Here is a 23069-nt window from a genome sequence, read left to right as displayed (position 1 = left end):
ATCCTCAGCCCTCCGGCAAGTTGCGAACCCAGGCGGTATGCGCCTCACGTTCAAGAATCAAGTTGCGCACCCGGTACAGTGCAATGGCAATGCAGTAACACCACATGGCCAGACTCATCAGCAGCATGCCCGTCAACATGACGGTCGCCATAGACGGCGAACTGGTCAGCGATACCGATGCTCCCTGGTGCAAGGTGTTCCACCACTGCACCGAGAAATAGATAACGGGCACATTCACCACCCCGACCAAGGCCAGGATGGAGGCGGCCTTGTCCGCGCGGCGCGGATCGTCAATCGCTCCGCGCAAGCCCATAAACCCCATGTACAGAAACAGCAGCAACAATTCGGACGTCAGACGGGCATCCCAGACCCACCAGGCGCCCCACATGGGCTTGCCCCACAAGGCGCCCGTAACCAGCGACAGCACCGTACAGATCGCACCGGTCGGAGCCAGCGCGGCAGCCATCATGGCGGCCGTACGACTATTGAAAACCAGGCAGATTAGGGACCAGAAGCCCATGGCCAGATAAATCAGCATGGACATCCATGACACGGGCACATGCAGAAAAATAATGCGATAGCCCTCGCCTTGCTGAAAATCGGTGGGAGCCAGGAAAAAGCCCACATACGCCCCCGCCACAAACAGCAGCAGCGCCAGAAACGCAGCCCAAGGCACCATGCGTCCGGCCAGGGCATAAAAGTTTTGAGGGGCGGCGTAGCGATACAAAAAATTCATGACATTTACTCAAGAGCAAGGCGCAACGCCGCTGCCGTAGCAAGGGGCGCAAAGAACAAAGCCAACAGTAAAAAAGCGACCAGAACGGACAGGTGCGCTTGCGCTCCCAACCCGGCCTGAACCGCTTGCACGGCCCCCGCGCCAAAGACCAGCACGGGAACATAAAAAGGCAAAATCAACAAAGCCAACAACACCCCTGCTGAACGCAGGCCCAGCACCAAGGCCGCGCCAATCGCTCCCAGCAAAGTCAGGACAGGCAGGCCCAGCGCCAGCGACAGCATCAACACCCCCAGACTGGCTGGGGGCAAGCTAAATTGCAGGCCTAAAATGGGGGCCAGCAGCAGCAAGGGCACGCCCGTCAGCAAGGTATGCGCCAGAACCTTGCCCAACACCCACCAGCCCAGAGGCAAATGAGAAAACAGAACCTGCTCCAGGGCGCCATCCTGCTCGTCCTGCTCAAACAGCCGACTGAGCGACAACAAGGTAGCCAGCAAGGCTGAAACCCACAGCACGCCCGGAGCCATCTTGGAGAGCAAGGCGGCGTCGGCACCGACTCCCAATGGAAAAAGGCTGCACACCACCAGAAAGAACACCAGGGGGATCAGGACGTCACCGGGGCGACGCACCGCCAGACGCCATTCACGTTTCAGAAGGGCCAGGAAAAGACTCAACATGCCGACCCCAGATCCAGGTGCTGCACGTCCAGCTTCCAGGGCAAGGCCTGATGACTGGTCAGAATGACGGCCCCCTGCCTTTGCAGATGCTGCGCAATCAGCTCGCCCAGGAAATGCTGGCCGGCGCTATCCAGTGCGGTGAGCTGTTCATCCAGAATCCACAAAGGGCGATTGCTCAGGGACAAACGCACCAGAAATACGCGCCGCCGCTGCCCGGCAGACAACTGCCGCAGCGGCACGCGGCGGTACGCTAGCAAACCGCCTGCCCGCAAAGCCTGATCGTAGTCCTGGCGCTCCCATGCAACCCGATCCTGCAGCAAGAGGCTGTCCAGGTTTTCCTGCACGGACAAATTGGCATTCAGCCCGGGGGCATGCCCGCCATACATCAAGTTGCGGCGATAATCACTGTCATTACGCTGTACAGGGCGCTCATGCCAAAGCAGTTGCCCCGCATCAGCCTGGGCGATGTTGGCCAGAATACGCAGCAAGCTGGTTTTGCCGCTGCCATTGGGGCCACTGACCAGACAACATTGGCCGGCTTCAAGCTTGACACTCAGGTCAGAGAACACACGACGCTGCCCTCGTCGGCAGGACAGCGAAACCGCTTCAAGCACAGCACCCCCTTATCATGAAAGCCAACAGCGCGAAGCCGCCCAAGCAAAAAGGCGGCTTTCCTGGCCCGCCAAGTCATCGCGAGCCTCCTTCAAGACAGGGGATGCCAGACTTAGTTCCGCAATAACCCCTCGAAATGCAGGCTTTTTGATCTAGGCCAAATCCGACACTAGGCCTCGGTCTTGTTACTATGGTGCCTTAGCACTTCTTTGAGTGATGCCCATGACAAGCCCTATCACCCTCACCCCTCAGTCTCTCAGCCCAGAGGTTTTCGCCCCCTACGGCTGGATGTTAGGTAAAGGTTTGACCACTGCCCCAGCCACAGCCGCATTTAGCAATGCCGCCACTGACTTCTGGCACGAACACGCCTTTGACACAGGTCCAAGTGGTCAGACCGAAGTGCTGTGGGTGAATTACCGCATTCAGGACCCCTCGATTACGACACTGGAAAATCACCTGCTGACCCAGCAGGCTCTGATTCCGCTGACCGGGGAGGTGATTCATATCGTGGCCCAAAGTACACCCGAGGGCGGCCCGGACCTGAAGACCCTCAAAGCGTTCCGGATCATTCCAGGGCAAGGCGTGTGCATGCGGCCCGGCTGCTGGCACAGCAGCCGAGTCGCCGGCAAGGAAGTGACCTGTCTGATGCTGACACGCCTGTCTACCACCGTCGATCTGGTGGCGCATTTAAGCCAGGGTCAACCCGCGCGCGAAAGCGAGCTTCGCCCCTTGGAGCAGAGCGTGCGTGTGATTCTGTAAAGGGTCTGCCTGGTCGCCTGGCGGCCAGCGCACAATGCCCGATCAGAATGTCGAGGCCGCACCGTATTTCAGCGCCAACTCAATAAAGGCACGCATTGCTGCCGACTGATAAGCGCCCTTGCGCTGCATCAGGATCGCGCGTCGTTGCGGCGGCGCCGGGTCCAGGCTGACGGCCACCAGATACTCGCTATTGCCAGCAATGGCAGCCGGCAGCAAGGTCGCCAAACCCGTACGCCTTACTACTTCAATCACCGCATTGAGCGAGTTGGACTCCATTGATACATTCAAGTCCAGATCGTACTCACGGCAATAGCGTTCAATCTGCCCGCGTGTAGCAAACTCAGGAGTCAGTAAAACGAGGGATTCCCGCATCAAGGTTTCTCGATCAATGCTGCGCCGCTCGGCCAGGGGGTGAGTGCGGCTCATCACCAAGGCCAGTGTCTCAACCAGCAGGGCCTGAAACTCAACCGCCGCCGAAGTGGGCTTCTCAAAAGCAATACCGATATCGAGCTCGTCCTCAACCAACTGCGTTTCCACACGCTCCTGCAGCATTTCCTGTACCACCAACCGCACATTAGGATAACGACGGTGAAAGGCCTCTACCAAGGGGCCAATCAGATACGAGGTAAATGTGGGCGCGACCGCCACTCGCAAGGAGCCACGGCTCAGATCACTGACATCGTGCAAGGCACGACGCCCCTCTTCCAGATCCTGCAAAGCCTGCCGGGCATAACGCAGATAGACTTCGCCAGCATCCGTCAAACGAACCAGACGCCCCGTACGGTCAAAGAGTTGCGCCCCCAGATGCTCTTCAAGCTGACGCACCTGCTGAGACAAAGCCGGTTGCGAGACATGCAGGGCGCGCGCAGCGCGGGTGAAGCTCTGATACTGGGCAACCGCGAGAAAGTAATTAAGATGGCGCAAAAGCATAGGAGGCCTTTCTATAAGTAAACCCAATAAAAAGCATCAGAATTCGGTATTTTACCTTATGACCCGGACGCGTTAACCTTCTATCCACGCCGAACTACAAGGACAAGGATGAAAGACATTATCGACGGTTTCCTGAAATTCCAGCGGGAAGCCTATCCCAAGCGCGCCAAGCTTTTCAAAAATCTGGCTACACAACAAAACCCCCGCGCCTTGTTTATTTCTTGCTCCGATAGCCGCCTGGTCCCCGAGCTGGTCACACAGCGTGAGCCGGGCGATCTGTTCGTGATTCGCAACGCGGGCAATATCGTTCCCTCTTACGGACCGGAACCGGGAGGGGTCACCGCCTCGGTGGAATACGCGGTATCCGCTCTGCGCGTGTCGGATGTGGTGATCTGCGGACATTCGGACTGCGGCGCCATGACTGCCATCGCGTCCTGCCAATGTCTGGATCATATGCCTGCCGTCGAGCACTGGTTACGCTACGCAGACTCGGCTCGCCTGGTCAACGAGGCGCGTACTCACGCCAACGAACAAGAGCGCATCGCCTCCATGGTGCGCGAGAATGTGGTGGCTCAGTTGGCCAATATCCAGACCCACCCTTCCGTGCGGCTGGCCATGTCAGAAGGTCGCCTGACCCTGCACGGCTGGGTTTACGACATTGAGTCCGGCACGATTGATGCCTATGACGGTGGCAGCATGAAATTCGTGTCGCTGGCAGACAACCCAGACGTTGCTGCCGCCCCGGTAAGACGCGTGTAAACGTATCCGGGACTGATTCACGCCTGGCCGTTGCCAGGCGTTTTTTTTCGTCTTTGAACCTGCTTGTAACGGTCCTTTAGCCCACCAGCACGCGCCGCGCCAGCGTCCCACAGAAATAAACGCTCCCTCGCTAAGATGGACGGTAATCCGATAATGCGTCATCCTTCTGTTCCATCCGAGCTGCCATGGCAGGGTGAACACCGCAACACACACAATTCAAAGCGGTACCGCCCAGGCCGATGAAAGGCTCTTTACAGAATGAGCAGGCCAATGAAGAAAACTTGTCTTGCTCTGGCTCTGATGGCTCTGCACGCCGCCACCCAAGCCCAAGCCGGTTCCGACAAAGAGACCGCCGCTCACGCCCGCGCAACTGCCGCCCTCTTGCCAGGAAACGTCTACAACCACGCGCTGGCTGGGCCAATAAGCGATCCGGCGACCGAGACTATTTCCCTGAATGTGTCAGCACTTTTGCAGGAGATCGCTGCCGACCCGCAGGCTTATGGCGTGACTCCGGTAGCCACAGGCGAAGAGCATCACAAGCTCCTTGCCGAATATGCACAGTCTGTCGTCAGCGCCCCTAGCCAGGTTGCCATGCTGGCCTCCTCGGCCAACACGGCCGGCCAAATGCAAATGCAGCATATTGACCGTCGTCTGCAAACGCTTAGCGCCTCCCAGGATTCAGAACTGGCCGTCTGGTTTCAGGGAGAAGCCATAACCGGCAGTCGCAACAGCGCGAATGCGCGCCCGGAGGGTATTCAGACCGCCTGGAAACTGGGCGTGGACCAACCGCTGGATGCGTGGACACTGGGTGCCTATCTGTCTTACGAGAACCTGGATGGCGACACGGACGAGGAAGGAACATATAGTCAAAAGCGCCAATCGGCAGGTCTGTACGGACGCTGGCAATCCGAGAAATTTTGGGTGAATGCTCAGTTGTTCTACAGCGATCTGGATAACAAGACCCGCCGCCATCTGTATTTGGGCACGGCGGCGCGAGAGCATCAGGCCAAAGCGGGGGGCGAGCAGTATGGCGGCAAGATCAGCACGGGCTACGACTGGCAGACAGGTAGTGTGACTCACGGGCCGCTCTTGAGCCTGAGCATGCAACAATCCCGGATCAAGCCTTTATCCGAAGATGATCCGAATCTGTCCACCACCATGAGTTTTGATGCCCAGTCCCAACGTTCTGTGCAAAGCAGTGTGGGCTACCAAATCAATGTCGCCATCAGCCCTCAGTGGTCCTTGTACACCTCCGCAGAGTGGCTGCACGAATTCAGAAAACCGGCGGAACTGCTAGGCGCACGTTTGCAGGACGGCCCCTACAGTAAACGCCACCTTTACCTGCCCACGGATCAGGAAGAGGCGCGTGATGCAGGACTGCTGGAATGGGGGGTAACGGGTCAGCTCAGCCATCACTGGACACTGGGTGCAGGCATCAGCGTTCAGCTGGCTCCAGGCACCCGTCCACAAACAGCCATGTACTTGAATACGGCGTATCTTTTCTAGGCTGGTCTGTCTTGCCGCTCCTTGCCGCGTTCTGCCTCGCGCCTGAGCCAGAGCCCAATTGCTCAGGGCACCGTCACTCTATTCAGAAACGGCTCCAGACGACTCGCGCGGCACGCTCACTAAAACCACACCTCGCACAACAGTGGCAGCCCGACACCTGAGGCAAGAGTCGTGTCCGGGCACAACGGAAGCATAAAAAAGCAGGCCCCCGAGAGGGGCCTGCCATTTCTACCACCGGCACAACTCGCTTAGACGTTGAACAGGAAATTCAGCACATCACCGTCTTTCACGACATATTCCTTGCCTTCCGCACGCATTTTGCCAGCTTCTTTGGCACCTTGTTCGCCCTTGCAAGCCACGAAGTCGTCAAAGGCGATGGTCTGGGCACGGATGAAGCCGCGCTCGAAATCGGTGTGAATCACGCCAGCGGCTTGAGGGGCGGTGTCGCCCACGCGGATGGTCCAGGCACGCACTTCTTTGACACCTGCGGTGAAGTAGGTTTGCAGGCCCAGCAAGCTGTAGGCGGCGCGAATCACTCGGTTCAGACCAGGTTCTTCCATGCCCAGATCGGACAGGAATTCGATCTTGTCGGCGTCGTCCAGCTCAGCGATTTCGGCTTCCACGGCAGCGCATACGGCAACCACAGGAGCGCCATCAGCGGCAGCGTAGTTCTGCACGGCTTCCAGGTGTGGGTTGTTGGTAAAGCCGTCTTCTTTCACGTTGGCCACGTACATGGTGGGCTTGGCGGTGATGAAGCCGTAGGATTTGATCTGGTGCAGTTCGTCTTCGTCCAGCTTCAGCGAGCGCACGGACTTGCCTTCGCCCAGCGCTTTTTCGATACGCTCCAGCAAGGCCACCAGCTTGGCAGCGTCTTTATCGCCCGAACGAGCCAGTTTCTGATTGCGGTGAAGGGCTTTCTCGACCACGCCCAGATCAGCCAGCGCCAATTCAGTATTGATGATTTCAATGTCTGCCAAGGGGTCCACCTTGCCGGCAACGTGAATCACGTTCTCATCGGCAAAACAGCGCACCACATGCACGGTTGCGTCGGTTTCACGGATATTGGCCAGGAACTGGTTACCCAGACCTTCACCCTTGGAGGCGCCCGCCACCAGACCGGCAATGTCTACGAATTCCACCACGGCAGGCAAAATGCGCTCGGGATTCACGATCTTGGCCAGATCTTGCAAACGCTGGTCAGGAACTTCGACCACACCGACGTTCGGTTCGATAGTGCAGAAGGGGTAGTTTTCAGCCGCAATGCCGGCTTTGGTCAGAGCGTTGAACAGAGTGGATTTACCAACGTTGGGCAAGCCAACGATGCCGCATTGCAGTGCCATGAGTATCCTGAAAATCAAAGAGTTATATAAACGATGCGCTATTGTAGCGCCCTTGGGCGCTACAGCGCCTGCAGACGGATCAGAACAGTCGTGCCGGGGACACAGGAGAGCGCCTTGAACGGCAGGTATTCTTAAACCGGAATACCGTCAAACAGCTTGAGCAGTCCGATAATCAGCAAGACCGGGCCACCGTTAAAGATGGCATGCAGCACAATCGAGGCGCCCATGCCTCGACGCACACGCAGCCAGGCCAACACCAGACCGGTCATACATTGAGGCAGGACCAGCAAGGGCAGCAAATACCAGCTCATGCTGTTGAGCTGGAAGTTATACAAATGCAATGCGCCAAAGGCCAGCGTTGCACCATAAAACACCCAGGGAAAGCAACGCCAATAGCGTCGCATGGATGAAAAACGCCATGCCCTCCCCTGCACTGCTCCCACCAACCTGCGCCACCATCCGCTATCTGCGGGCAAGGCTTCACGGGGCATGCCGGTATAACGACTGATCCAGACGGCCAGACACAAAACCAGCAGTGCTTGTATCAACCACCCACTTGGTCCCTGAAACATCAGAAACACGGCCAAGGGGACCACTGTCAGCCATTGGGACGGACGTCTGAGCACAAAGCGGAAAACCAGCTCTTCCACAATGGGCGCCCAGATGATGGCTTGCGCCCAAGGAATGCGGGTCGGGTCCAGACGATGCTGTGCACCACCTAGACCCGCCACCGAGACCGCGATTGGGCCCAGTACCAATGCATTAATCAGCCACAGCATGCCCGCCCATTGCAGCAGACGCTTCCAGGGCAAGGGAGCAAACCAGTCCAGATACCAGCCATCACCCGGTACCCTGCCAGGCAAGCGTCGGGCGCTGCGGGGATGGCGCAAAAAGTAAAAGAAGTCTTTGAGCTCATCCCTAAAACGCAGCGGGCTACTAGGCACTGACTTCATGCATCAGGCCTTCTGCGGAGCATAAAGCTGGCGGGTGGCCTGCTCAAAGTCGCCACGCAGCAAGGCAGGCATCATAAGCCGGCACCGGTTCATGCCATCTTCAATCTCGCGCAACTCTTCTTGACGGGGCGCATGCAGTACGAAATTCACCACTTGCTGGGCCAGGCCCAGGGTGCGAGGGTGACCAATCCCCAGGCGCAAGCGCCAGAAATCCGGCGTGCCAAAGGCGGACTGAATATCGCGCAGGCCATTATGCCCCGCGTGCCCGCCTCCTTTTTTCATCTTCACCTGTCCGGGCAGCAAATCGAGCTCGTCATGCAGGACCAACACCTGCTCGGGCTTGAGCTTGTAAAAACGCATCAAGGCCCCGGCGGCTTGCCCAGACTTGTTCATGAAGGTGATGGGTTTGGCGATGATGACGTTCTCACCTTCAAAGCGCGCTTTGGCGACCCAGGAAAAAAATGACTTTTCCAGATTGAAGCTCGCATGCAGATCATCGGCCAACTGGTCTGCCAACCAAAAGCCCGCATTATGACGGGTGGCTTCATACTCGGGGCCGGGATTACCCAGGCCAACAATCAAACGGATAGGCTCAGACATGAATGTTTTCGCAGGAGGCATACACCAGCAATGGCGCAGGCAGAAATAACAAACCCCCGCCAGCATACGCTGACAGGGGTTGATTCGCCAAGCTGCAAGCCGGCCAAAGCCGACAGGCAATCTTGATTACTCGGCGCCTTCTTCGGTTTCTTCCGAAGCAGCAGCACCACCCACTGGCAAGGCAGCAGCCAGCAGAGGGTTGGTGTCGTTGCCAGCGTAAGTCACGCCCAGTGGCAGCTTGATGCTGTCCAGGTGCAGGTTGGCGTTAGCCGTCATACCGCTCAGATCCACCGTGATGGACGCAGGCAGGTTACCGGGCAAGCAGGTGATTTCCAGCTCGGTCAGGATGTGGCTGATGACCTGGCCGCTCAGCTTGACAGCTGGGGACACTTCACCACCTTCAAAGTTCAGAGGAACTTTGGTGGTGATGGCTTGCGAAGCCAGAACGCGTTGGAAGTCAACGTGCAGAACCTGCTGCTTGTAGGGGTGCCACTGAACCGAGCGCAACAGCACTTTTTCAGCTTTACCGTCCAGTTCCATCGTCAGGATGGATGCGTGGAACGCTTCCTTGCGCAGGTTGTGGTAGATCTCGTTATGGTCCAGCGAGATTACGACGGGCTGTTCTTCGCCACCGTAAACAATTGCAGGAACTCGACCAGCGTGACGCAGGCGGCGGCTCGCACTCGTACCCTGTACATCACGCGACGTAGCGGTGAATTTCATTTAAAACTCCAATGGCAGAACGCTTGAGGCGTACTGCTGAAAAGTGGTAGCGGACTACCTAGTTGACGTGTGCCGCGACCAGCACACGTTAAAAAACTTAATCGCTGAACAAGGAGCTGACCGACTCGGCGTTCGAGATACGCAAGATGGTCTCGCCCAGCAGTGCTGCACAGGACAGCTGACGAATCTTGCTGCACTCGCGGGCCTTGGCGGACAACGGAATGGTGTCCGTCACAACCAGCTCGTTCAATTGGGACTGCGTAATGCGTTCGATGGCTTCGCCCGAGAGCACAGGGTGCGTACAGTAAGCGTAAACCGCCTTGGCACCGCGCTCTTTCAGGGCTTCGGCCGCTTTGCACAGCGTACCGGCCGTATCCACCATGTCATCCATCAGGATGCAGGTGCGTCCGTTGACATCACCAATGATGTTCATGACTTCGGATACGTTGGCACGCGGGCGACGTTTGTCGATAATGGCCAGATCCACTTCCAGTTGCTTGGCCAGTGCACGTGCGCGCACCACGCCGCCGATGTCAGGCGAGACAACCACCATGTCCTGGTAGTTACAGCGCCAGATATCGCCCAGCAAAATGGGGGAAGCGTAGATATTGTCGACCGGGATGTCGAAGAAACCCTGGATTTGGTCTGCGTGCAGATCCATCATCATGACGCGATCAACACCGACCACTTGCAACATATTGGCCACGACTTTGGCCGAGATCGACACACGCGCCGAACGGGGGCGTCGATCCTGGCGGGCGTAACCAAAGTAAGGGATGGCAGCGGTGATGCGACCGGCCGACGCGCGGCGCAAGGCATCGACCATCACCATGATTTCCATCAGATTGTCGTTGGTGGGAGCGCAGGTGGGCTGCAGAACAAAAACATCGCGACCGCGCACGTTCTCGTTGATTTCAACCATGGCTTCCCCGTCAGAGAAGCGACCCACCGTCATTTTCCCCAGCGACATATCAAGGTGGTTGACGACATCGACAGCAAGGCGAGGATTAGCCGTGCCGGTGAAGATCATGAATCGGTCTTGTGCCATGATGGGAGATAGATTTTGATGCAGGAAAAGCAAAGCTGTTGATCGAAACCCCTACAAGGAAACGACTCAACAGCTTTACATTATCGCAGGCCAGGCCTGAAAGGTGGCTGGGGAAGAAGGATTCGAACCTTCGCATGCCGGAATCAAAATCCGGTGCCTTAACCAGCTTGGCGATTCCCCAAATACTTACTTAATCCAGTAGCGTAGCGGATGATCTTGCAAACCAGAACAAACCCATGTTTGATCGACCAGCAATTTACCACTATTTGATTCTTCGCTACCAGAAAAATCTATTTTACTGCTATTTCGGTCAATTTCAAACTGACCTTTCATGGCGCTTTGTTTGTCTCTGCACTCAACAAACAAACAAGAACCTGAGCCCGTCATTCTAGCATTTAATTTTAAACTTTGCAAACCCTGCTTTAACAGCAACAAATTAGGATAAAGATTAAATGCAACCGACTCTAGATTGTTTCTGCCAAAATAAGGATCACTATCCTTGGCTTGCCAGAATTTTTCTTGCCAATCAGTAAAGAACGTTATTGTGATCGGTTTCTCATCGCGTGTCAAGCATTCGGCGCTAAATATTTTTCCTGTGGATATAAATTGCGGTGGCCGAATGATGATGTAGTCCCGGGGCGGCATCTGAATGGCCTGCAGTTGTTCCCCTACCCCTTCCGCAAATGCAGCCTGTCCGAATACAAAAACCGGCACATCGGCGCCCAGAGGCAAGCCAATATCCATCAAGGCCTGACGGCTCAGGCCCAGGTTCCACAAACGGTTCAAGGCAATCAGGGTCGTGGCCGCATCGCTGGAGCCACCGCCCATCCCCGCTCCCGACGGAATGTTCTTGATACAAGAGATATCCACGCCTTGCCGGGTGCCCGTCGCTTGTTGCAGGGCACGAGCGGCTTTGATCACCAGATCCTGTTCAGGCTCCACATCGCTCAAGGTACTGTGTACCCGGCAGATCTGTCCGTCGCTACGAGGAACGAAGCTCAGGTAGTCATTCAGATCCACAAAGCGGAAGGCGGTTTGCAGAAAATGGTAGCCGTCTTCACGACGACCCGTGACGTGTAAAAACAGATTGATCTTGGCCGGAGCCGGGACGTTGTAGAGCGCCATGACACAAACCTGCTCGCGCTTTACTGGTCCACAACCAAACGCACGCTGATGGAGCGATTGGCTTCATGACGGTTCAACTGGAGCAAGCGCGGGCCTTGTTCGTCGTAACGCGACAGCGTCACACGCCAGCCGGACTGCTCGAAACTGCTCAGTTTTTGCTGATCGTCCCTGCGTTCACTTTGAACGGGGGCACTGCCCGTGCGGCCATGCAGCCAGTCCCGCAAGCCGGCCACGGGCACGGGGCTGCCCAGAACCTGTTCCACCAACGCATCCGGATGAGTGGCGAGCTCCTGGCTTCCGTCGGTACGCTCCAAAATGGCCTGCCCCGGCAGTACCCAGACACGCGCCAAGGTATTACCCAATGGATTGCTCAAATCCAGCATCAGCTTGCGCCCATCATCACGCCAGGAAAAACCACCCTGCACGGCTTCGACCTGCGAGCTGGAGTGCGTCACGCTTACGGCAAAGCGACCTGAACGTGACAACGCGCTGGAGGCCTGATCAGCCTCGGCGCCACTGCCGTCCTTGGGCTGGGGGGGGGTGGCACAGGCACTGAGCACGGCAAGCAGCGTCAGGGCCGCAGCCCGATACCATAAGCGCTGTTTCAACATCTTCACGGCAGCGGCACTCCCAGTCGCTTGATGGTTTCAGTCAAAGTGCGATTGTCTGGATCTTTACTCAAGCCCGCCCGAAAGACCAGCATGGCATCTTCGCGACGGCCTTTGACCCAGAGCACTTCTCCCAGATGGGCAGCCACATCCGCCTCGGGCAAACGCTCGTAGGAACGTTGCAGATACTCCAGCGCGGCCTGCAAATCACCGATGCGAAACAGATACCAGCCAACGCTATCCAGAATATAGGGGTTGTCCGGCTCCAGTTCCATGGCGCGCTCAAGCAAATCCTGGGCCTCGTCCATACGGCGATTTTGATCCGCATAGGTATAGCCCAAGGCGTTATACGCATTCGCGTGGTCAGGGCGCAACTCGATAACGCGGCGCATCAGAGCCTCGAACTGATCATGCTTGGCCCGCTGCTCGTACAGCATGGCCAGGTTGTATTTGATTTCAGGGCTGTCGGGCAGCTCACGGTCAGCGCGCTCCAACACTTCCAGAGCCTGATCCGTACGACCGCTGTCCTGATAAATGGAGGAATAGGTCAGGGCCACCACCACCTGCTCACTCATATCTCGCGGGCGGGAGCTTTCCAAAGTACGGCGTGCCAGGGGCAAGTTGCCCTGACGGGCCTGCAGAACCGCCTTGTGAATCTGCGCCTGAAAACGCAGCGCAGGCTCCTCGATCAAATCCAGCTGACGAATAGCCTCGTTCAGATCACCCTGCGCCTCGGCAATCTGCACCAGGGACAAGCGAGCTTCGGAGATGCTGGCCAAAGCCGTATTGACGGCGTCATTCAAGGACTGGCGGCGCTGCTGCTGAACCGTAATATATTGTTCCAGCAAATGGCGGGCCTGCGCATACTCCTTGGCGCGGATGTGAATTTCGGCCTGGGTATAGAGCAGGTCAAAGTCTTCCGGGTTAGCGCGCTGCAAGGCGCTGACAATGGCCTGGGCCTCGTCAAACTGTTGACGCTCGACCAAACGATTGGCCAACAATAACTGCAGCTTGCGGCTGTCCGGATTGTCGCGTACGAAGGCACGTGCGCTTTGCAAGGCAGCCGAAGGATCAATCTTGATGCCATATTCCAGCACTCGCTGCGCGGCTGCTTCAGAATGCGGGTCCAGTTTCAGGGCTTCCCGTGCCTCGCGCTCCGCGCGTGCTGCGTCACCGGCACTCCAGGCGGTATCGGCCAGAGCAAGACGGGCGATAGGCAAAGAACGCACCGGCTGCTGCAAGGCCTTGTCCAGCACCTCCAGCGCCAGTCGGCGATCCACCATTTTGCTGACCATGCTCATGGCCTGTACCACGGCCTGCTCTTTATCTTCAGCCCGTGAAATGCGCAGCCACAAGGCATCTGCCAGGCCTTCGGTCTGACCGCTGGACGCTTCCAGCGCCAGGGCAGTGGCCTTGGCTTCCGCATCGTTGGGGGCTAACAGGGCCCACTCTTTGGCAGCCCGCAATGCGCGGCCCAGATCACGGTCGGCCATTGCATATTGAAACGCGCTCTGAGCCAGCCGAGGATCACTGGTGTCACGAGCCAAGGATAGAAAAGTCTGGCTGGCAACATCGTACTCGCCTCGGGAAGCCGCAACCTCGGCCACCAAAATGCGATAGAGGATGTCCGAGGTCAAGCCTACCAACGGCAGTTGTCCGCTGCGCAAGCGGATGGTGTCGACAGGCGGCTCCGCCTTGAGTATGGGAAGTGAGGTTTGTGCTTGCGCCGAAACCGCTGCAAGCAACGACATCAGGCCCAGCTTTAGTGCTAAGGTCAGAGCATTCATCCAGAAAAACCCGTGCCCTGATACGCGCGATAAAACGCCCGATGGCACAATAAAGGAATCAGATTTGTTGATGGTATCACCCCCCCATGCCTGAACTGCCAGAAGTTGAAACAACTCGTCGCGGAATTGCGACGGTTATCCAAGGAAAAAACGTCCGACAATTCCTGGTTCACGAACCACGTCTGCGCTGGCCCGTGCCCGCCTCCTTGCCCCAATGCCTGGTAGACCAGACCGTTCTTGACTGCACGCGTCGAGGCAAGTACTTGTTGTTGCATTTTGAAAAAGGCGTGCAGATCATCCATCTGGGCATGTCGGGCTCCCTGCGGCGCGTGGCGCTGGAGGAAGAACGCCGCAAACATGATCATGCGGAATGGATTTTTGACGAGGCCCGCTTCCTGCTGCATGACCCACGACGATTTGGTGCGATATTATGGCATGCCCACCAGGACGGCCCGCTGGAAAACCATCCTTTGCTACGTACTTTAGGCATTGAGCCTTTTGACCCCTTGTTTACGCCGGCCTATCTGTTCCGGCATTTGCAGGGACGACGCATGGCCATCAAACAGGCTCTGCTCGGCGGCAAGATTGTCGTGGGCGTGGGCAATATCTATGCCTCCGAATCTCTTTTTCTGGCGGGCATTCATCCCGAACTGCCTGCCGGTGAAGTTTCTCTGCATCGCTGCGAGAAACTGCACGCGGCTATCCTGAGCACCCTGCAGGCCGCCCTGGACTCAGGGGGCAGCACCTTGCGCGACTACGTGAACGCCAGTGGCGAGCCAGGTGCCTACTTTGCCATTCACGCCAATGTGTACGAACGGGTGGACAAAGCCTGCCCGCGTTGCCAACAGCCCATCAAACGTATCGTTCAGGGTCAGCGCGCCACCTACTACTGCTCGCGCTGCCAACGCCGCTAAGCCCGCTCTCTTCCCTTCTGTCTGCCTGTCATGCCGGTTCCGGCAGGCAGGCGCACGCGCGTTTTAACAGCAGGCCTATACCCTATTCAGGTATTCACCTATATCTAACTGATTCGCCATAAACTAATCTGACATCATCCCTATCGACTGTGGAGTCATTTTCATGAGCAAGTCCTTCGCCTCGCACAACGACCTGGAAGACAAAGTCGTTGCCTTTGAAAAACTGTCCGACCATGCCTACGCCTACACGGCTGAAGGTGATCCCAACACAGGCATCATCATTGGTGATGAGGCCATTATGGTGATCGACACTCAAGCCACGCCGGTAATGGCACAGGATGTCATTCGCCGCATCCGCGAAGTCAGCGACAAACCCATTAAGTATGTGCTGCTGTCGCACTACCACGCCGTGCGCGTACTGGGCGCATCGGCTTACCAGGCTCAGGAGATCCTGGCCAGCCGTGACACTTACGACCTGATCGTGGAACGTGGCGAGCAGGACAAGGCCAGCGAAATTGGCCGTTTTCCTCGCTTGTTTCGCAACGCCGAATCCATCCCTCCCGGCCTGACCTGGCCCACCATGACGTTTGAAGGACACATGACGGTGGACCTGGGCAATCTGGAGGTCCATCTGATGCAAGTAGGCCGCGGCCATACCAAAGGCGACACCATCGCCTGGCTGCCCAAGGAAAAAATCCTGTTTGCCGGTGATCTGGTCGAGTATCAGTCCACTCCCTACGCAGGCGATTGCTACTTTCGCGAATGGCCACGCACATTAGATCGTCTGGACGAATTCAAGGCAGAGAAAATGGTTCCTGGCCGTGGCCCTGCGCTGAAGAACGCTACGGAGGTGCGTCAGGCCCTGGCAGGCACCCGTGCCTTTCTGACCGACTTGTATTCCAGCGTGCAGCAAGGCGCTGCGGCGGGCAAAGATCTGAAAACCATCTACCGCGAAACCTACGATTTCATGAAGCCGCGCTATGCGGACTGGGTCATTTTCGATCACTGCATGCCCTTTGATGTGTCCCGTGCCTACGACGAGGTCAACGGTCACGAAGACCCACGTATCTGGACCGCCGAGCGCGATCTGGAAATGTGGAAGCAGCTCGAAGGTCAATAAGACGCCAGGCCAGGGAGAGAGAAGATGGGAGACATTAATTACCAGACCCTGGAGCTGACACAAGCCCCCCCGCCGGCCGCCCATCACCGCCACCCTGTCGTGGTGGTGGGGGCCGGCCCGGTGGGGCTGACCATGGCTCTGGACCTGGCGGCCAAAGGCCACCAGGTCGTGATTCTGGACGACGACACGACGCTGTCCAAAGGATCACGGGCCATCTGCTTTGCCAAGCGCACCCTGGACATCTGGGACCGCCTGGGCGTGGGCGCTCGCATGATGGACAAAGGCGTGTCCTGGAATGTGGGCAAAGTTTTTTTCCGCAACCAGGAGGTCTGGAGTTTCAATTTGCTGCCGGAAGAAGGCCACCAGCGTCCCGCCTTCATCAACTTGCAGCAGTACTACTGCGAAGGCTATCTCTACGAAGCGGTCTGCGCCCAGCCCCTGATTGAGCTGCGCTCCGGCCATAAAGTGCTGAACGTGGTGAATCAGGCAAACGGCGTGCATCTGGATATAGAAACCCGGCAAGGCCATTACACCCTGGAAGCAGAATGGCTGCTGGCCTGCGATGGTTCACGCTCGGCCATTCGCCGCGCCTTGGGGGAAAGCAGCAGCGGACGCGTGTTCAAGGACCGTTTTTTGATTGCGGACGTGCGCATGCAGGCGGACTTTCCCGCTGAACGATGGTTCTGGTTTGACCCGCCTTTTCATCCCAACCAGTCTGTTTTGCTGCACAGCCAACCGGACAATGTCTGGCGCATCGACTTCCAGCTAGGCTGGGATGCGGACCCCGTGGAAGCCGTCAAGCCCGAGAACGTGCTGCCCCGCATTCGCGCCCTGCTCGGTGCCGACGCCCCCTTTGAACTGGAGTGGGTCAGCATTTACACCTTTGCCTGCGAGCGCATGGAGCGCTTTCGTCATGGCCGCATCCTGTTTGCCGGAGACTCGGCCCACCGTGTCTCGCCCTTTGGCGCACGCGGCGCCAATAGCGGTATCCAGGACGCCGACAACCTGGCCTGGAAGCTGAATCTGGTTCTGAATGCCCAGGCCCCCGACAGCCTGCTGGACAGCTACCGTCATGAACGTGAGCTGGCCGCGGACGAGAACATTCGTCACTCCAGCCGTTCAACAGATTTCATTACCCCTAAAAGCGAAGTCAGCCGCCTGTTCCGTGATGCAGCCTTGATTCTGGCGCGTCGCCACGCCTTTGCCCGTGTGCTGGTCAATAGCGGTCGCCTGTCCTTGCCCAGCGCTTATCCGGACAGCCCGTTGAATACGGCTGACACACACGAATTTGCCGCCTGCGCCACGCCATTGGGCGCCTGCGTCCCCGATGCGCCTATCGAGCAAAACGGTCAGGCAGACTGGTGGCTGGGTCAATTGGGTAGTGGCTTTACCTTGCTGGAATTTGGCGAAGGCCAGACCAGCCAGCCTGAAGCGCTAGAAGAATTGGTCGCCCAAGGTCTCATGACCCGCCGGCGCGTCTGGCCGGCAGGCACGCCAGCTGTCCAGGCCCAAGGTGACATCATCGACAGCCAGGATATGCTGCGTCAGCGTTATGACGCTCAGCCCGGCTCCTGCTATCTGATCCGTCCCGATCAACACCTGTGCGCCCGCTGGCGTCATCTGGATGGGCAGGCTGTACGTATTGCCCTGCAAAAAGCCTGTGGCCATTTCCTGGAGAGTGCTTCATGTCTACACTGAATACCCATACCCCCTTGGAACGGGCTGACGACTTCTACCAGATGTTGATCGATGCCCACCAGGGCCTGAGCACGGCCCAAAGCCATGCCATGAATGCCGCCCTGGTACTGTTGCTGTGCAATCATATCGGCTCGCTGGACGTGATCAAGCAAGCCCTGGATGCCGCCCGCCAGACCTGCCTGGAGCAGGCCGCCTGAATCTGGAGATCCCAATGAGCGCTTTGAAGTATCAGATTGGTTTTGGTAATGCCTTTGCCACCGAGGCCCTGCCCGGTGCGCTTCCCCTTGGGCGCAACTCGCCCCAACGCTGCCCCTATGGCTTGTACGCTGAGCAACTGTCCGGTACCGCCTTTACGGCGCCGCGCGCCGATAACCGCCGCTCCTGGCTGTATCGCATTCGCCCCAGCGCCAAACAGGGAGCCTTTGCCGCTTTTGAGGGAGCCCCCTACTGGAATGAGGACTTCGGACACGGGCCGGCCAACCCCAACCGCTTGCGCTGGAATCCGCTGAACCTGCCCGATACACCCACTGATTTTCTGGCCGGCGTTCACACCTGGGCAGGCAATGGCAGCAGCGACTCGCAAAGCGGCATTGCCATCCATTTGTATGCCATCAACCAGTCCATGGGACGCCGGGTGTTTTACAACGCCGATGCCGAGATGCTGTTCGTACCCGAGCAAGGGCGTCTGCGTCTGCTCAGCGAACTGGGCATCCTGGAAATCGAACCCTGCGAAATTGCCGTCATGCCTCGTGGCGTGCGCTTCAAGGTAGAGCTGCTGGACGATACCGCCCGGGGCTATCTGCTGGAGAATTTCGGCGCGCCGCTGCGCTTGCCCGAACTGGGTCCGATCGGCTCCAACGGTCTGGCCAATGCACGCGATTTCAAGACACCGGTCGCCTGGTACGAGGATGTCAGCGAGCCACATGAACTGATCGCCAAATTTACCGGCGGCTTTTGGGTCGCCGCATTAAGCCATTCGCCACTGGATGTGGTGGCCTGGCATGGCACGCATGCGCCTTACAAATACGATTTGCGGGATTTCAATGTCATCGGCTCGATCAGCTACGATCATCCCGACCCGTGTATTTTCACTGTGCTGACCTCCCCTTCGGACACGCCGGGTACGGCAAACCTGGACTTCGCCATTTTCCCGCCCCGCATTCTTGCCATGGAAAATACCTTCCGCCCACCCTGGTTCCACCGTAATTTCGCCAGCGAGTTCATGGGTCTGATCCAGGGTGTGTACGATGCCAAGGCCGATGGCTTTGCGCCGGGCGGTGCCAGCCTGCACAATTGCATGAGCCCGCACGGCCCCGATGCCAGCACCTTTGACAAGGCCAGCCGCGCAGATCTGAGCAAGGCGGACTATCTGCGCGGTACCATGGCCTTTATGTTTGAAACCCGCAAAGTGATTCGTCCCTCGCCTCGGGCCTTGCAAAGCAACAGCCTGCAGGCTAACTACGATGCCGTCTGGGACGGTCTGGAAAAACATTTCTCTACGGAACAAAAGGCATGACCCACGCTTATCTGAATGACACTCACGATCCCACGCTGCAAAGCTGGGTGCCCGGCGCCAACGAGGCCGACAACGGCTTTCCTATCCAGAACCTGCCCTTTGCCGTAGCGCGCCGCCGTGACAGTCAGGAAGACTTCCGTGTCATGGTGGCGATCGGCCCCTACGCCCTGGATCTGGGCCTGCTGGCCTGCGATACCCCCTGGCACGGCAAAGCCGCCGACGCCCTGGCAGCCTGCGTCAAACCGGCTCTCAATGATCTGATGGCCTTGGGTCAGGAATATTGGAGCGCACTGCGTGCCGCCTTGTCGCAGGACTTGCGCCAGGGCTCCTCGGCCGAATCGCGCCTGCGCCCCATGCTGATCGAACGCAGCAAGCTGGAATACGCCCTGCCCGCCCAGATTGGCGACTACACCGACTTCTACATTTCCGTGCACCACGCAACAGCAGTGGGCAAACAGTTCCGCCCCGATGCACCCTTGCTGCCCAACTACAAGTGGGTGCCTATTGGCTACCACGGCCGGGCGTCCAGCATCGGTGTGTCTGGCCAGCAGTTCCCGCGCCCCATCGGCCAGACCCGCCCACCCGAGGGGCAGGAGCAGCCCAACTTTGGTCCTTGCCAGCGCCTGGACTTTGAACTGGAAATGGGCATTCTGATTGGCAAAGGCAACAAAGCGGGTCACCGTATTCCTATCGGTCAGGCAGACGAGCACGTTTTTGGTCTGTGCCTGTTCAATGACTGGTCGGCACGCGACCTGCAAGCCTGGGAATACCAGCCTTTGGGTCCCTTCCTGGCCAAGAACTTTGCCTCGACCATCTCCCCCTGGGTAGTAACACTGGAAGCTCTGGCTCCTTTCCGTCGCCCATTCAGTCGTCCTGAATCCGATCCTCAGCCCCTGCCCTATTTGCAGGACCAGGCCAATCTGGAAAGCGGCGTGCTGGATGTGGAGCTGGAGGTGTACCTGAGCACCGAGCAGTCACGCCAGCAACACAAAGATCCGGCCCTGCTCTCGCGCAGCAACTTCAAGCAAGCCTATTGGACCGTGGCCCAACTCGTTGCCCACCACAGCGTCAACGGTTGCAATCTGCAAACCGGTGATCTGCTGGGCACTGGCACCTTGTCCGGTCCGGGCAAAGGTCAGGAAGGCTCTTTGCTGGAAATGAACCAGGGGGGCAAGAACCCGATTGATCTGCCTTGGGGAGAGCAGCGCAATTTCTTGGAAGATCAGGACGAGGTCATTCTTAAGGGTTTCTGCCGCCAGGATGGCTACCCGACCCTCTCTTTTGGCGAATGTGCCGGACGCGTCCTGCCCGCTATTGTGTAGGCAAGGAGGCTGTAAGGCCCTTTTTGAGCGCCTTTGAGCCAAACACCCCGGTTTCCGTATCAGAAACCGGGGTGTTTTTTATACGCCACTCGAGCCGGCTGGTCGGGCTAACATCAGGCCGTAACAAGCCAACTCTTCGGGCCACTCCAGACAGACAAATGCCTCGGCGGGCAGGCTAGCATGGATCAAACCATCAAGATTCCAACGGTTTGTGTCTGGCCCAGGTCCATAAAAGATAAAACAGAACGCAACCATACAGGCCCAGTACTGCGCCGGAGGCCAGTACCTGACTGAGAAAATGATAACCCTGCATGATGCGTAAAAAGCCAAACAACAGGCCCGCGCCCAGTCCCAGAACAAATCCTCCGGCAGTCAGTTTGCGGCAGCCTATCATGACACCCACAAAAAACAGGGAGAGCAGCACAAAGCCGGATGCAGCATGGGCGCTGGGCAGGGCGTTACCTGCCTGGGCCCAGGAATGGGCCCAGAAATAATCAGGCATTGATTCCGTGCCACCGAACAGGGCCAGATTAAAAGGCCTTGGCATGGCGGTCAGATGCTTCAATACGCCTATTAGCAAGGGGCCGCTGCCCATGTAGAAAGCGGCCCCTGCCCAGGCCAACTGCCGGCAAGAGCCCCTGGGTAAGCGCCAGGCCACAACCGCAGCGATGACTGCCCCGCCAAAGGGCACGAACCACACCAGCTTGCGACCGAACAAATCCACAAACGGCTGCAATCGCCAGGGGAAGTCCCGCAGCTGAGGATCGAAGAAAAAGGCGCTTAAGGACAAGTCTGTTGCCGAGCCCATGGTGACCGAGGCCAGAACTCCCAAAACAAGGAAAAAGACCGCACTACCGAGGATATAAGGGCGAAAAAGCATCCAGCCACCCCGTCAATCAGTCAGGCAAGACCTTGCCGGGGTTCATAATCCCCAAGGGGTCCAGCGCCAGCTTGATTTGTTTCATCAGACTCAACGCCACCGGGTCTTTATAGCGGGGCAAAAGCTGACGCTTGAGTTGACCTACGCCGTGCTCGGCACTGATGGAGCCCTGAAAACGATGGACGCTATCGTGGACCAGGGTATAGATTTCGTCCTGGCGCTTTAACAGCTCTTCTTCCGTAAAAGCCGTTCCACGTGCCACGTTGTAATGTAAATTGCCATCGCCCAGGTGTCCGAAAGTCACGTTTTCCAAGCCTGGAAAAGCGTCCTGCAAGGCCTGGTCCGTCTCATGCACAAATTGAGCCATCAGGGAGACGGGAATGGAAACATCATGCTTGATGCTTTTCCCATAGGCTTTCTCGGCCAGCGGAATGCTCTCACGCAAATGCCACAGCGCCTTGCTCTGCGCAATGGTCTCCGCAATGACCGCATCCTGTACCAGCTCCTGCTCCAGGGCCTGCCCGATCACGCTTTCAAAGCGCTCGCGCGCATGCTCCAGGCTTTCGCTATCAGACAGCTCCAGCAGGGCATACCAGGCTGCCTGGGCCGCCGGCCCCTGAAACGGCATGCGTTGATCGGGATAGCAATGCAGCACCGCTTGCAGACAATTGCCCGCAATCAACTCAAAACCGGTCAGGGAGGCTGCCAGACCCTGGCGTGCCAAGGCCAGAACGTGTACTGCATCCTCAATGGTGTCCAGCGCCAGCAAGGCGGTGCTGGCAGCAACAGGTTGGGGATAAAGCTTGATGGTGGCTGCCGTGATGATGCCCAGCGTCCCTTCACTGCCAATGAATAGATTACGCAGGTCGTAACCGGTATTGTCTTTGCGCAGGCCGTGCAGACCGTGCAAGATTTCGCCCTGGGCGGTCACCACTTCCAGGCCCAGCGTCAGATCACGCGCGTTGCCGTAACGCAGAACCTGCGTGCCGCCCGCATTGGTGGCCAGATTGCCACCAATGGTGCAACTGCCTTCGGCGGCCAGGCTCAAGGGAAACAGGCGCTGATGGTCGCGGGCGGCCTGCTGCACATTCTGCAAAATGCAGCCCGCCTCCACCACCATGGTGTCGTTCTCGGTATCCACGCTGCGAATTTTGTTCAAACGCTCCAGGGACAATACCAGTGCGGTGGCCGTGTTATCCGGCGTCGCGCCGCCACACAGACCCGTATTGCCGCCCTGCGGAACAATAGGCACACGATGTTCAGCACAGAGGCGCACGACCTGGGCCACTTCCTGCGTCGTTGCTGGTCGGGCAACCGCCACCGCAGTGCCGGTATAGCGTCCTCGCCAATCCTCCAGGTACTGCTGCATGGATTGTCCTGTCAGCACATGTTGCTGACCAATACGCTGTTCAAGTTCGTTTAGAAAAGTCATGACCCAAGCCACTCAAGAAAAACAGTC

23 protein-coding genes and 1 tRNA gene are annotated in these 23069 nt (G+C 57.9%); 9 read left to right on the top strand and 15 right to left on the bottom strand.

Features of this window, described 5'->3' with window-relative positions; all coding sequences use genetic code 11:
- Window positions 1–4: 4 nt before the first annotated feature.
- Genes ccmC through ccmA form a run of 3 tightly spaced genes read right to left on the bottom strand, consistent with a single transcriptional unit; the run spans window position 5 to window position 2024 of the window.
- Window positions 5–736, bottom strand: coding sequence for a heme ABC transporter permease CcmC (ccmC, locus tag RSQ48_RS02985; RefSeq protein WP_003803793.1), 732 nt, complete (start codon window positions 734–736; stop codon window positions 5–7).
- Between the two features lie 5 nt (window positions 737–741).
- Entirely contained in the window at window positions 742–1410 is a 669-nt protein-coding gene (gene ccmB / locus RSQ48_RS02980; protein ID WP_003803794.1) for a heme exporter protein CcmB, read from the bottom strand.
- Window positions 1404–2024, bottom strand: coding sequence for a cytochrome c biogenesis heme-transporting ATPase CcmA (gene ccmA, locus RSQ48_RS02975; RefSeq protein WP_039943770.1), 621 nt, complete (start codon window positions 2022–2024; stop codon window positions 1404–1406). The genes ccmB and ccmA overlap by 7 nt, the downstream gene beginning before the upstream one ends.
- Window positions 2025–2238: 214 nt before the next feature.
- On the opposite strand from ccmA, the gene RSQ48_RS02970 reads away from it, so the two are divergent.
- Complete coding sequence (locus RSQ48_RS02970; protein WP_230406250.1) at window positions 2239–2781, top strand: ureidoglycolate lyase; 543 nt, start codon at window positions 2239–2241, stop codon at window positions 2779–2781.
- A 42-nt stretch (window positions 2782–2823) separates the two neighbouring features.
- Here the strand turns inward: RSQ48_RS02970 and cynR are convergent, their stop codons facing one another.
- Window positions 2824–3711: a transcriptional regulator CynR gene (gene cynR, locus RSQ48_RS02965; RefSeq protein ID WP_003803800.1), complete on the bottom strand. Its 888-nt coding sequence runs from the start codon at window positions 3709–3711 to the stop codon at window positions 2824–2826.
- 108 nt (window positions 3712–3819) lie between these two features.
- Between cynR and RSQ48_RS02960 the strand changes: the two genes are divergently transcribed.
- A complete protein-coding gene (locus tag RSQ48_RS02960; RefSeq protein ID WP_003803801.1) occupies window positions 3820–4470 on the top strand; it encodes a carbonic anhydrase in 651 nt (216 codons plus the stop codon).
- Between the two features lie 270 nt (window positions 4471–4740).
- Window positions 4741–5976 (top strand): autotransporter outer membrane beta-barrel domain-containing protein, encoded by a 1236-nt coding sequence (locus tag RSQ48_RS02955; RefSeq protein WP_165477536.1) that lies wholly within the window; start codon window positions 4741–4743, stop codon window positions 5974–5976.
- A gap of 248 nt (window positions 5977–6224) precedes the next feature.
- Here the strand turns inward: RSQ48_RS02955 and ychF are convergent, their stop codons facing one another.
- The 9 genes from ychF to RSQ48_RS02910 all read right to left on the bottom strand — a co-directional run bounded on the left by ychF (window position 6225) and on the right by RSQ48_RS02910 (window position 14124).
- The gene (gene ychF / locus RSQ48_RS02950; protein ID WP_003803805.1) at window positions 6225–7316 is read right to left on the bottom strand and encodes a redox-regulated ATPase YchF; all 1092 of its coding nucleotides are present in this window, start codon (window positions 7314–7316) and stop codon (window positions 6225–6227) included.
- A 131-nt stretch (window positions 7317–7447) separates the two neighbouring features.
- Entirely contained in the window at window positions 7448–8269 is an 822-nt protein-coding gene (locus RSQ48_RS02945; protein ID WP_003803808.1) for a type II CAAX prenyl endopeptidase Rce1 family protein, read from the bottom strand.
- Window positions 8270–8272: 3 nt separating this feature from the next.
- A complete protein-coding gene (gene pth / locus RSQ48_RS02940) occupies window positions 8273–8869 on the bottom strand; it encodes an aminoacyl-tRNA hydrolase (RefSeq protein WP_003803810.1) in 597 nt (198 codons plus the stop codon).
- A gap of 126 nt (window positions 8870–8995) precedes the next feature.
- Entirely contained in the window at window positions 8996–9592 is a 597-nt protein-coding gene (locus tag RSQ48_RS02935; RefSeq protein WP_003803811.1) for a 50S ribosomal protein L25/general stress protein Ctc, read from the bottom strand.
- Between the two features lie 97 nt (window positions 9593–9689).
- Window positions 9690–10640 carry a ribose-phosphate pyrophosphokinase gene (locus tag RSQ48_RS02930; protein WP_003803813.1) on the bottom strand — a complete coding sequence of 317 codons (951 nt, stop codon included), beginning with the start codon at window positions 10638–10640 and terminating at the stop codon, window positions 9690–9692.
- A 104-nt stretch (window positions 10641–10744) separates the two neighbouring features.
- A tRNA-Gln gene (locus RSQ48_RS02925) sits at window positions 10745–10821 on the bottom strand.
- 5 nt (window positions 10822–10826) lie between these two features.
- Window positions 10827–11765, bottom strand: a complete 939-nt coding sequence (gene ispE / locus RSQ48_RS02920) for a 4-(cytidine 5'-diphospho)-2-C-methyl-D-erythritol kinase (RefSeq protein ID WP_415302152.1) — start codon at window positions 11763–11765, stop codon at window positions 10827–10829.
- A 20-nt stretch (window positions 11766–11785) separates the two neighbouring features.
- The gene (locus tag RSQ48_RS02915) at window positions 11786–12376 is read right to left on the bottom strand and encodes an outer membrane lipoprotein LolB (RefSeq protein ID WP_059318641.1); all 591 of its coding nucleotides are present in this window, start codon (window positions 12374–12376) and stop codon (window positions 11786–11788) included.
- 2 nt (window positions 12377–12378) lie between these two features.
- A complete protein-coding gene (locus RSQ48_RS02910) occupies window positions 12379–14124 on the bottom strand; it encodes a tetratricopeptide repeat protein (RefSeq protein WP_415302151.1) in 1746 nt (581 codons plus the stop codon).
- Between the two features lie 122 nt (window positions 14125–14246).
- Between RSQ48_RS02910 and mutM the strand changes: the two genes are divergently transcribed.
- The 6 genes from mutM to fahA all read left to right on the top strand — a co-directional run bounded on the left by mutM (window position 14247) and on the right by fahA (window position 20730).
- A complete protein-coding gene (gene mutM, locus RSQ48_RS02905) occupies window positions 14247–15074 on the top strand; it encodes a bifunctional DNA-formamidopyrimidine glycosylase/DNA-(apurinic or apyrimidinic site) lyase (protein ID WP_131071284.1) in 828 nt (275 codons plus the stop codon).
- A 163-nt stretch (window positions 15075–15237) separates the two neighbouring features.
- A complete protein-coding gene (locus RSQ48_RS02900; protein ID WP_003803820.1) occupies window positions 15238–16194 on the top strand; it encodes an MBL fold metallo-hydrolase in 957 nt (318 codons plus the stop codon).
- A 24-nt stretch (window positions 16195–16218) separates the two neighbouring features.
- Window positions 16219–17892 (top strand): FAD-dependent oxidoreductase, encoded by a 1674-nt coding sequence (locus RSQ48_RS02895; protein ID WP_415302150.1) that lies wholly within the window; start codon window positions 16219–16221, stop codon window positions 17890–17892.
- Window positions 17880–18089, top strand: a complete 210-nt coding sequence (locus tag RSQ48_RS02890; RefSeq protein WP_003803823.1) for a DUF2783 domain-containing protein — start codon at window positions 17880–17882, stop codon at window positions 18087–18089. The genes RSQ48_RS02895 and RSQ48_RS02890 overlap by 13 nt, the downstream gene beginning before the upstream one ends.
- A 14-nt stretch (window positions 18090–18103) precedes the next feature.
- The gene (hmgA, locus tag RSQ48_RS02885; protein WP_219235600.1) at window positions 18104–19408 is read left to right on the top strand and encodes a homogentisate 1,2-dioxygenase; all 1305 of its coding nucleotides are present in this window, start codon (window positions 18104–18106) and stop codon (window positions 19406–19408) included.
- Window positions 19405–20730 (top strand): fumarylacetoacetase, encoded by a 1326-nt coding sequence (fahA, locus tag RSQ48_RS02880; protein ID WP_219235598.1) that lies wholly within the window; start codon window positions 19405–19407, stop codon window positions 20728–20730. Before hmgA ends, fahA begins: the two co-directional genes overlap by 4 nt.
- A gap of 193 nt (window positions 20731–20923) precedes the next feature.
- Here the strand turns inward: fahA and RSQ48_RS02875 are convergent, their stop codons facing one another.
- On the bottom strand, window positions 20924–21610 hold the full coding sequence (locus RSQ48_RS02875; protein WP_415302149.1) for a phosphatase PAP2 family protein: 687 nt from the start codon (window positions 21608–21610) through the stop codon (window positions 20924–20926).
- Between the two features lie 16 nt (window positions 21611–21626).
- Window positions 21627–23042, bottom strand: a complete 1416-nt coding sequence (locus tag RSQ48_RS02870) for an FAD-binding oxidoreductase (protein ID WP_336579836.1) — start codon at window positions 23040–23042, stop codon at window positions 21627–21629.
- Between the last annotated feature and the right edge of the window lie 27 nt (window positions 23043–23069).

It is taken from the genome of Alcaligenes sp. SJTW-7, from assembly GCF_047716895.1.
Lineage (GTDB): Bacteria > Pseudomonadota > Gammaproteobacteria > Burkholderiales > Burkholderiaceae_B > Alcaligenes > Alcaligenes ammonioxydans.
The sequence above is the reverse complement of the archived record's forward strand: the minus strand, read 5'-3'. Positions and strand labels throughout refer to the sequence as shown.

Excerpts from the sequence above, each read along its gene's own strand:
- ccmC (WP_003803793.1), bottom strand. The coding sequence starts at position 736 with ATGAATTTTTTGTATCGCTACGCCGCCCCTCAAAACTTTTATGCCCTG.
- ccmB (WP_003803794.1), bottom strand. The coding sequence starts at position 1,410 with ATGTTGAGTCTTTTCCTGGCCCTTCTGAAACGTGAATGGCGTCTGGCG.
- RSQ48_RS02970 (WP_230406250.1), top strand. The coding sequence starts at position 2,239 with ATGCCCATGACAAGCCCTATCACCCTCACCCCTCAGTCTCTCAGCCCA.
- cynR (WP_003803800.1), bottom strand. The coding sequence starts at position 3,711 with ATGCTTTTGCGCCATCTTAATTACTTTCTCGCGGTTGCCCAGTATCAG.
- RSQ48_RS02960 (WP_003803801.1), top strand. The coding sequence starts at position 3,820 with ATGAAAGACATTATCGACGGTTTCCTGAAATTCCAGCGGGAAGCCTAT.
- RSQ48_RS02955 (WP_165477536.1), top strand. The coding sequence starts at position 4,741 with ATGAAGAAAACTTGTCTTGCTCTGGCTCTGATGGCTCTGCACGCCGCC.
- ychF (WP_003803805.1), bottom strand. The coding sequence starts at position 7,316 with ATGGCACTGCAATGCGGCATCGTTGGCTTGCCCAACGTTGGTAAATCC.
- RSQ48_RS02945 (WP_003803808.1), bottom strand. The coding sequence starts at position 8,269 with ATGAAGTCAGTGCCTAGTAGCCCGCTGCGTTTTAGGGATGAGCTCAAA.
- pth (WP_003803810.1), bottom strand. The coding sequence starts at position 8,869 with ATGTCTGAGCCTATCCGTTTGATTGTTGGCCTGGGTAATCCCGGCCCC.
- RSQ48_RS02935 (WP_003803811.1), bottom strand. The coding sequence starts at position 9,592 with ATGAAATTCACCGCTACGTCGCGTGATGTACAGGGTACGAGTGCGAGC.
- RSQ48_RS02930 (WP_003803813.1), bottom strand. The coding sequence starts at position 10,640 with ATGGCACAAGACCGATTCATGATCTTCACCGGCACGGCTAATCCTCGC.
- ispE (WP_415302152.1), bottom strand. The coding sequence starts at position 11,765 with ATGGCGCTCTACAACGTCCCGGCTCCGGCCAAGATCAATCTGTTTTTA.
- RSQ48_RS02915 (WP_059318641.1), bottom strand. The coding sequence starts at position 12,376 with ATGTTGAAACAGCGCTTATGGTATCGGGCTGCGGCCCTGACGCTGCTT.
- RSQ48_RS02910 (WP_415302151.1), bottom strand. The coding sequence starts at position 14,124 with ATGTCGTTGCTTGCAGCGGTTTCGGCGCAAGCACAAACCTCACTTCCC.
- mutM (WP_131071284.1), top strand. The coding sequence starts at position 14,247 with ATGCCTGAACTGCCAGAAGTTGAAACAACTCGTCGCGGAATTGCGACG.
- RSQ48_RS02900 (WP_003803820.1), top strand. The coding sequence starts at position 15,238 with ATGAGCAAGTCCTTCGCCTCGCACAACGACCTGGAAGACAAAGTCGTT.
- RSQ48_RS02895 (WP_415302150.1), top strand. The coding sequence starts at position 16,219 with ATGGGAGACATTAATTACCAGACCCTGGAGCTGACACAAGCCCCCCCG.
- RSQ48_RS02890 (WP_003803823.1), top strand. The coding sequence starts at position 17,880 with ATGTCTACACTGAATACCCATACCCCCTTGGAACGGGCTGACGACTTC.
- hmgA (WP_219235600.1), top strand. The coding sequence starts at position 18,104 with ATGAGCGCTTTGAAGTATCAGATTGGTTTTGGTAATGCCTTTGCCACC.
- fahA (WP_219235598.1), top strand. The coding sequence starts at position 19,405 with ATGACCCACGCTTATCTGAATGACACTCACGATCCCACGCTGCAAAGC.
- RSQ48_RS02875 (WP_415302149.1), bottom strand. The coding sequence starts at position 21,610 with ATGCTTTTTCGCCCTTATATCCTCGGTAGTGCGGTCTTTTTCCTTGTT.
- RSQ48_RS02870 (WP_336579836.1), bottom strand. The coding sequence starts at position 23,042 with ATGACTTTTCTAAACGAACTTGAACAGCGTATTGGTCAGCAACATGTG.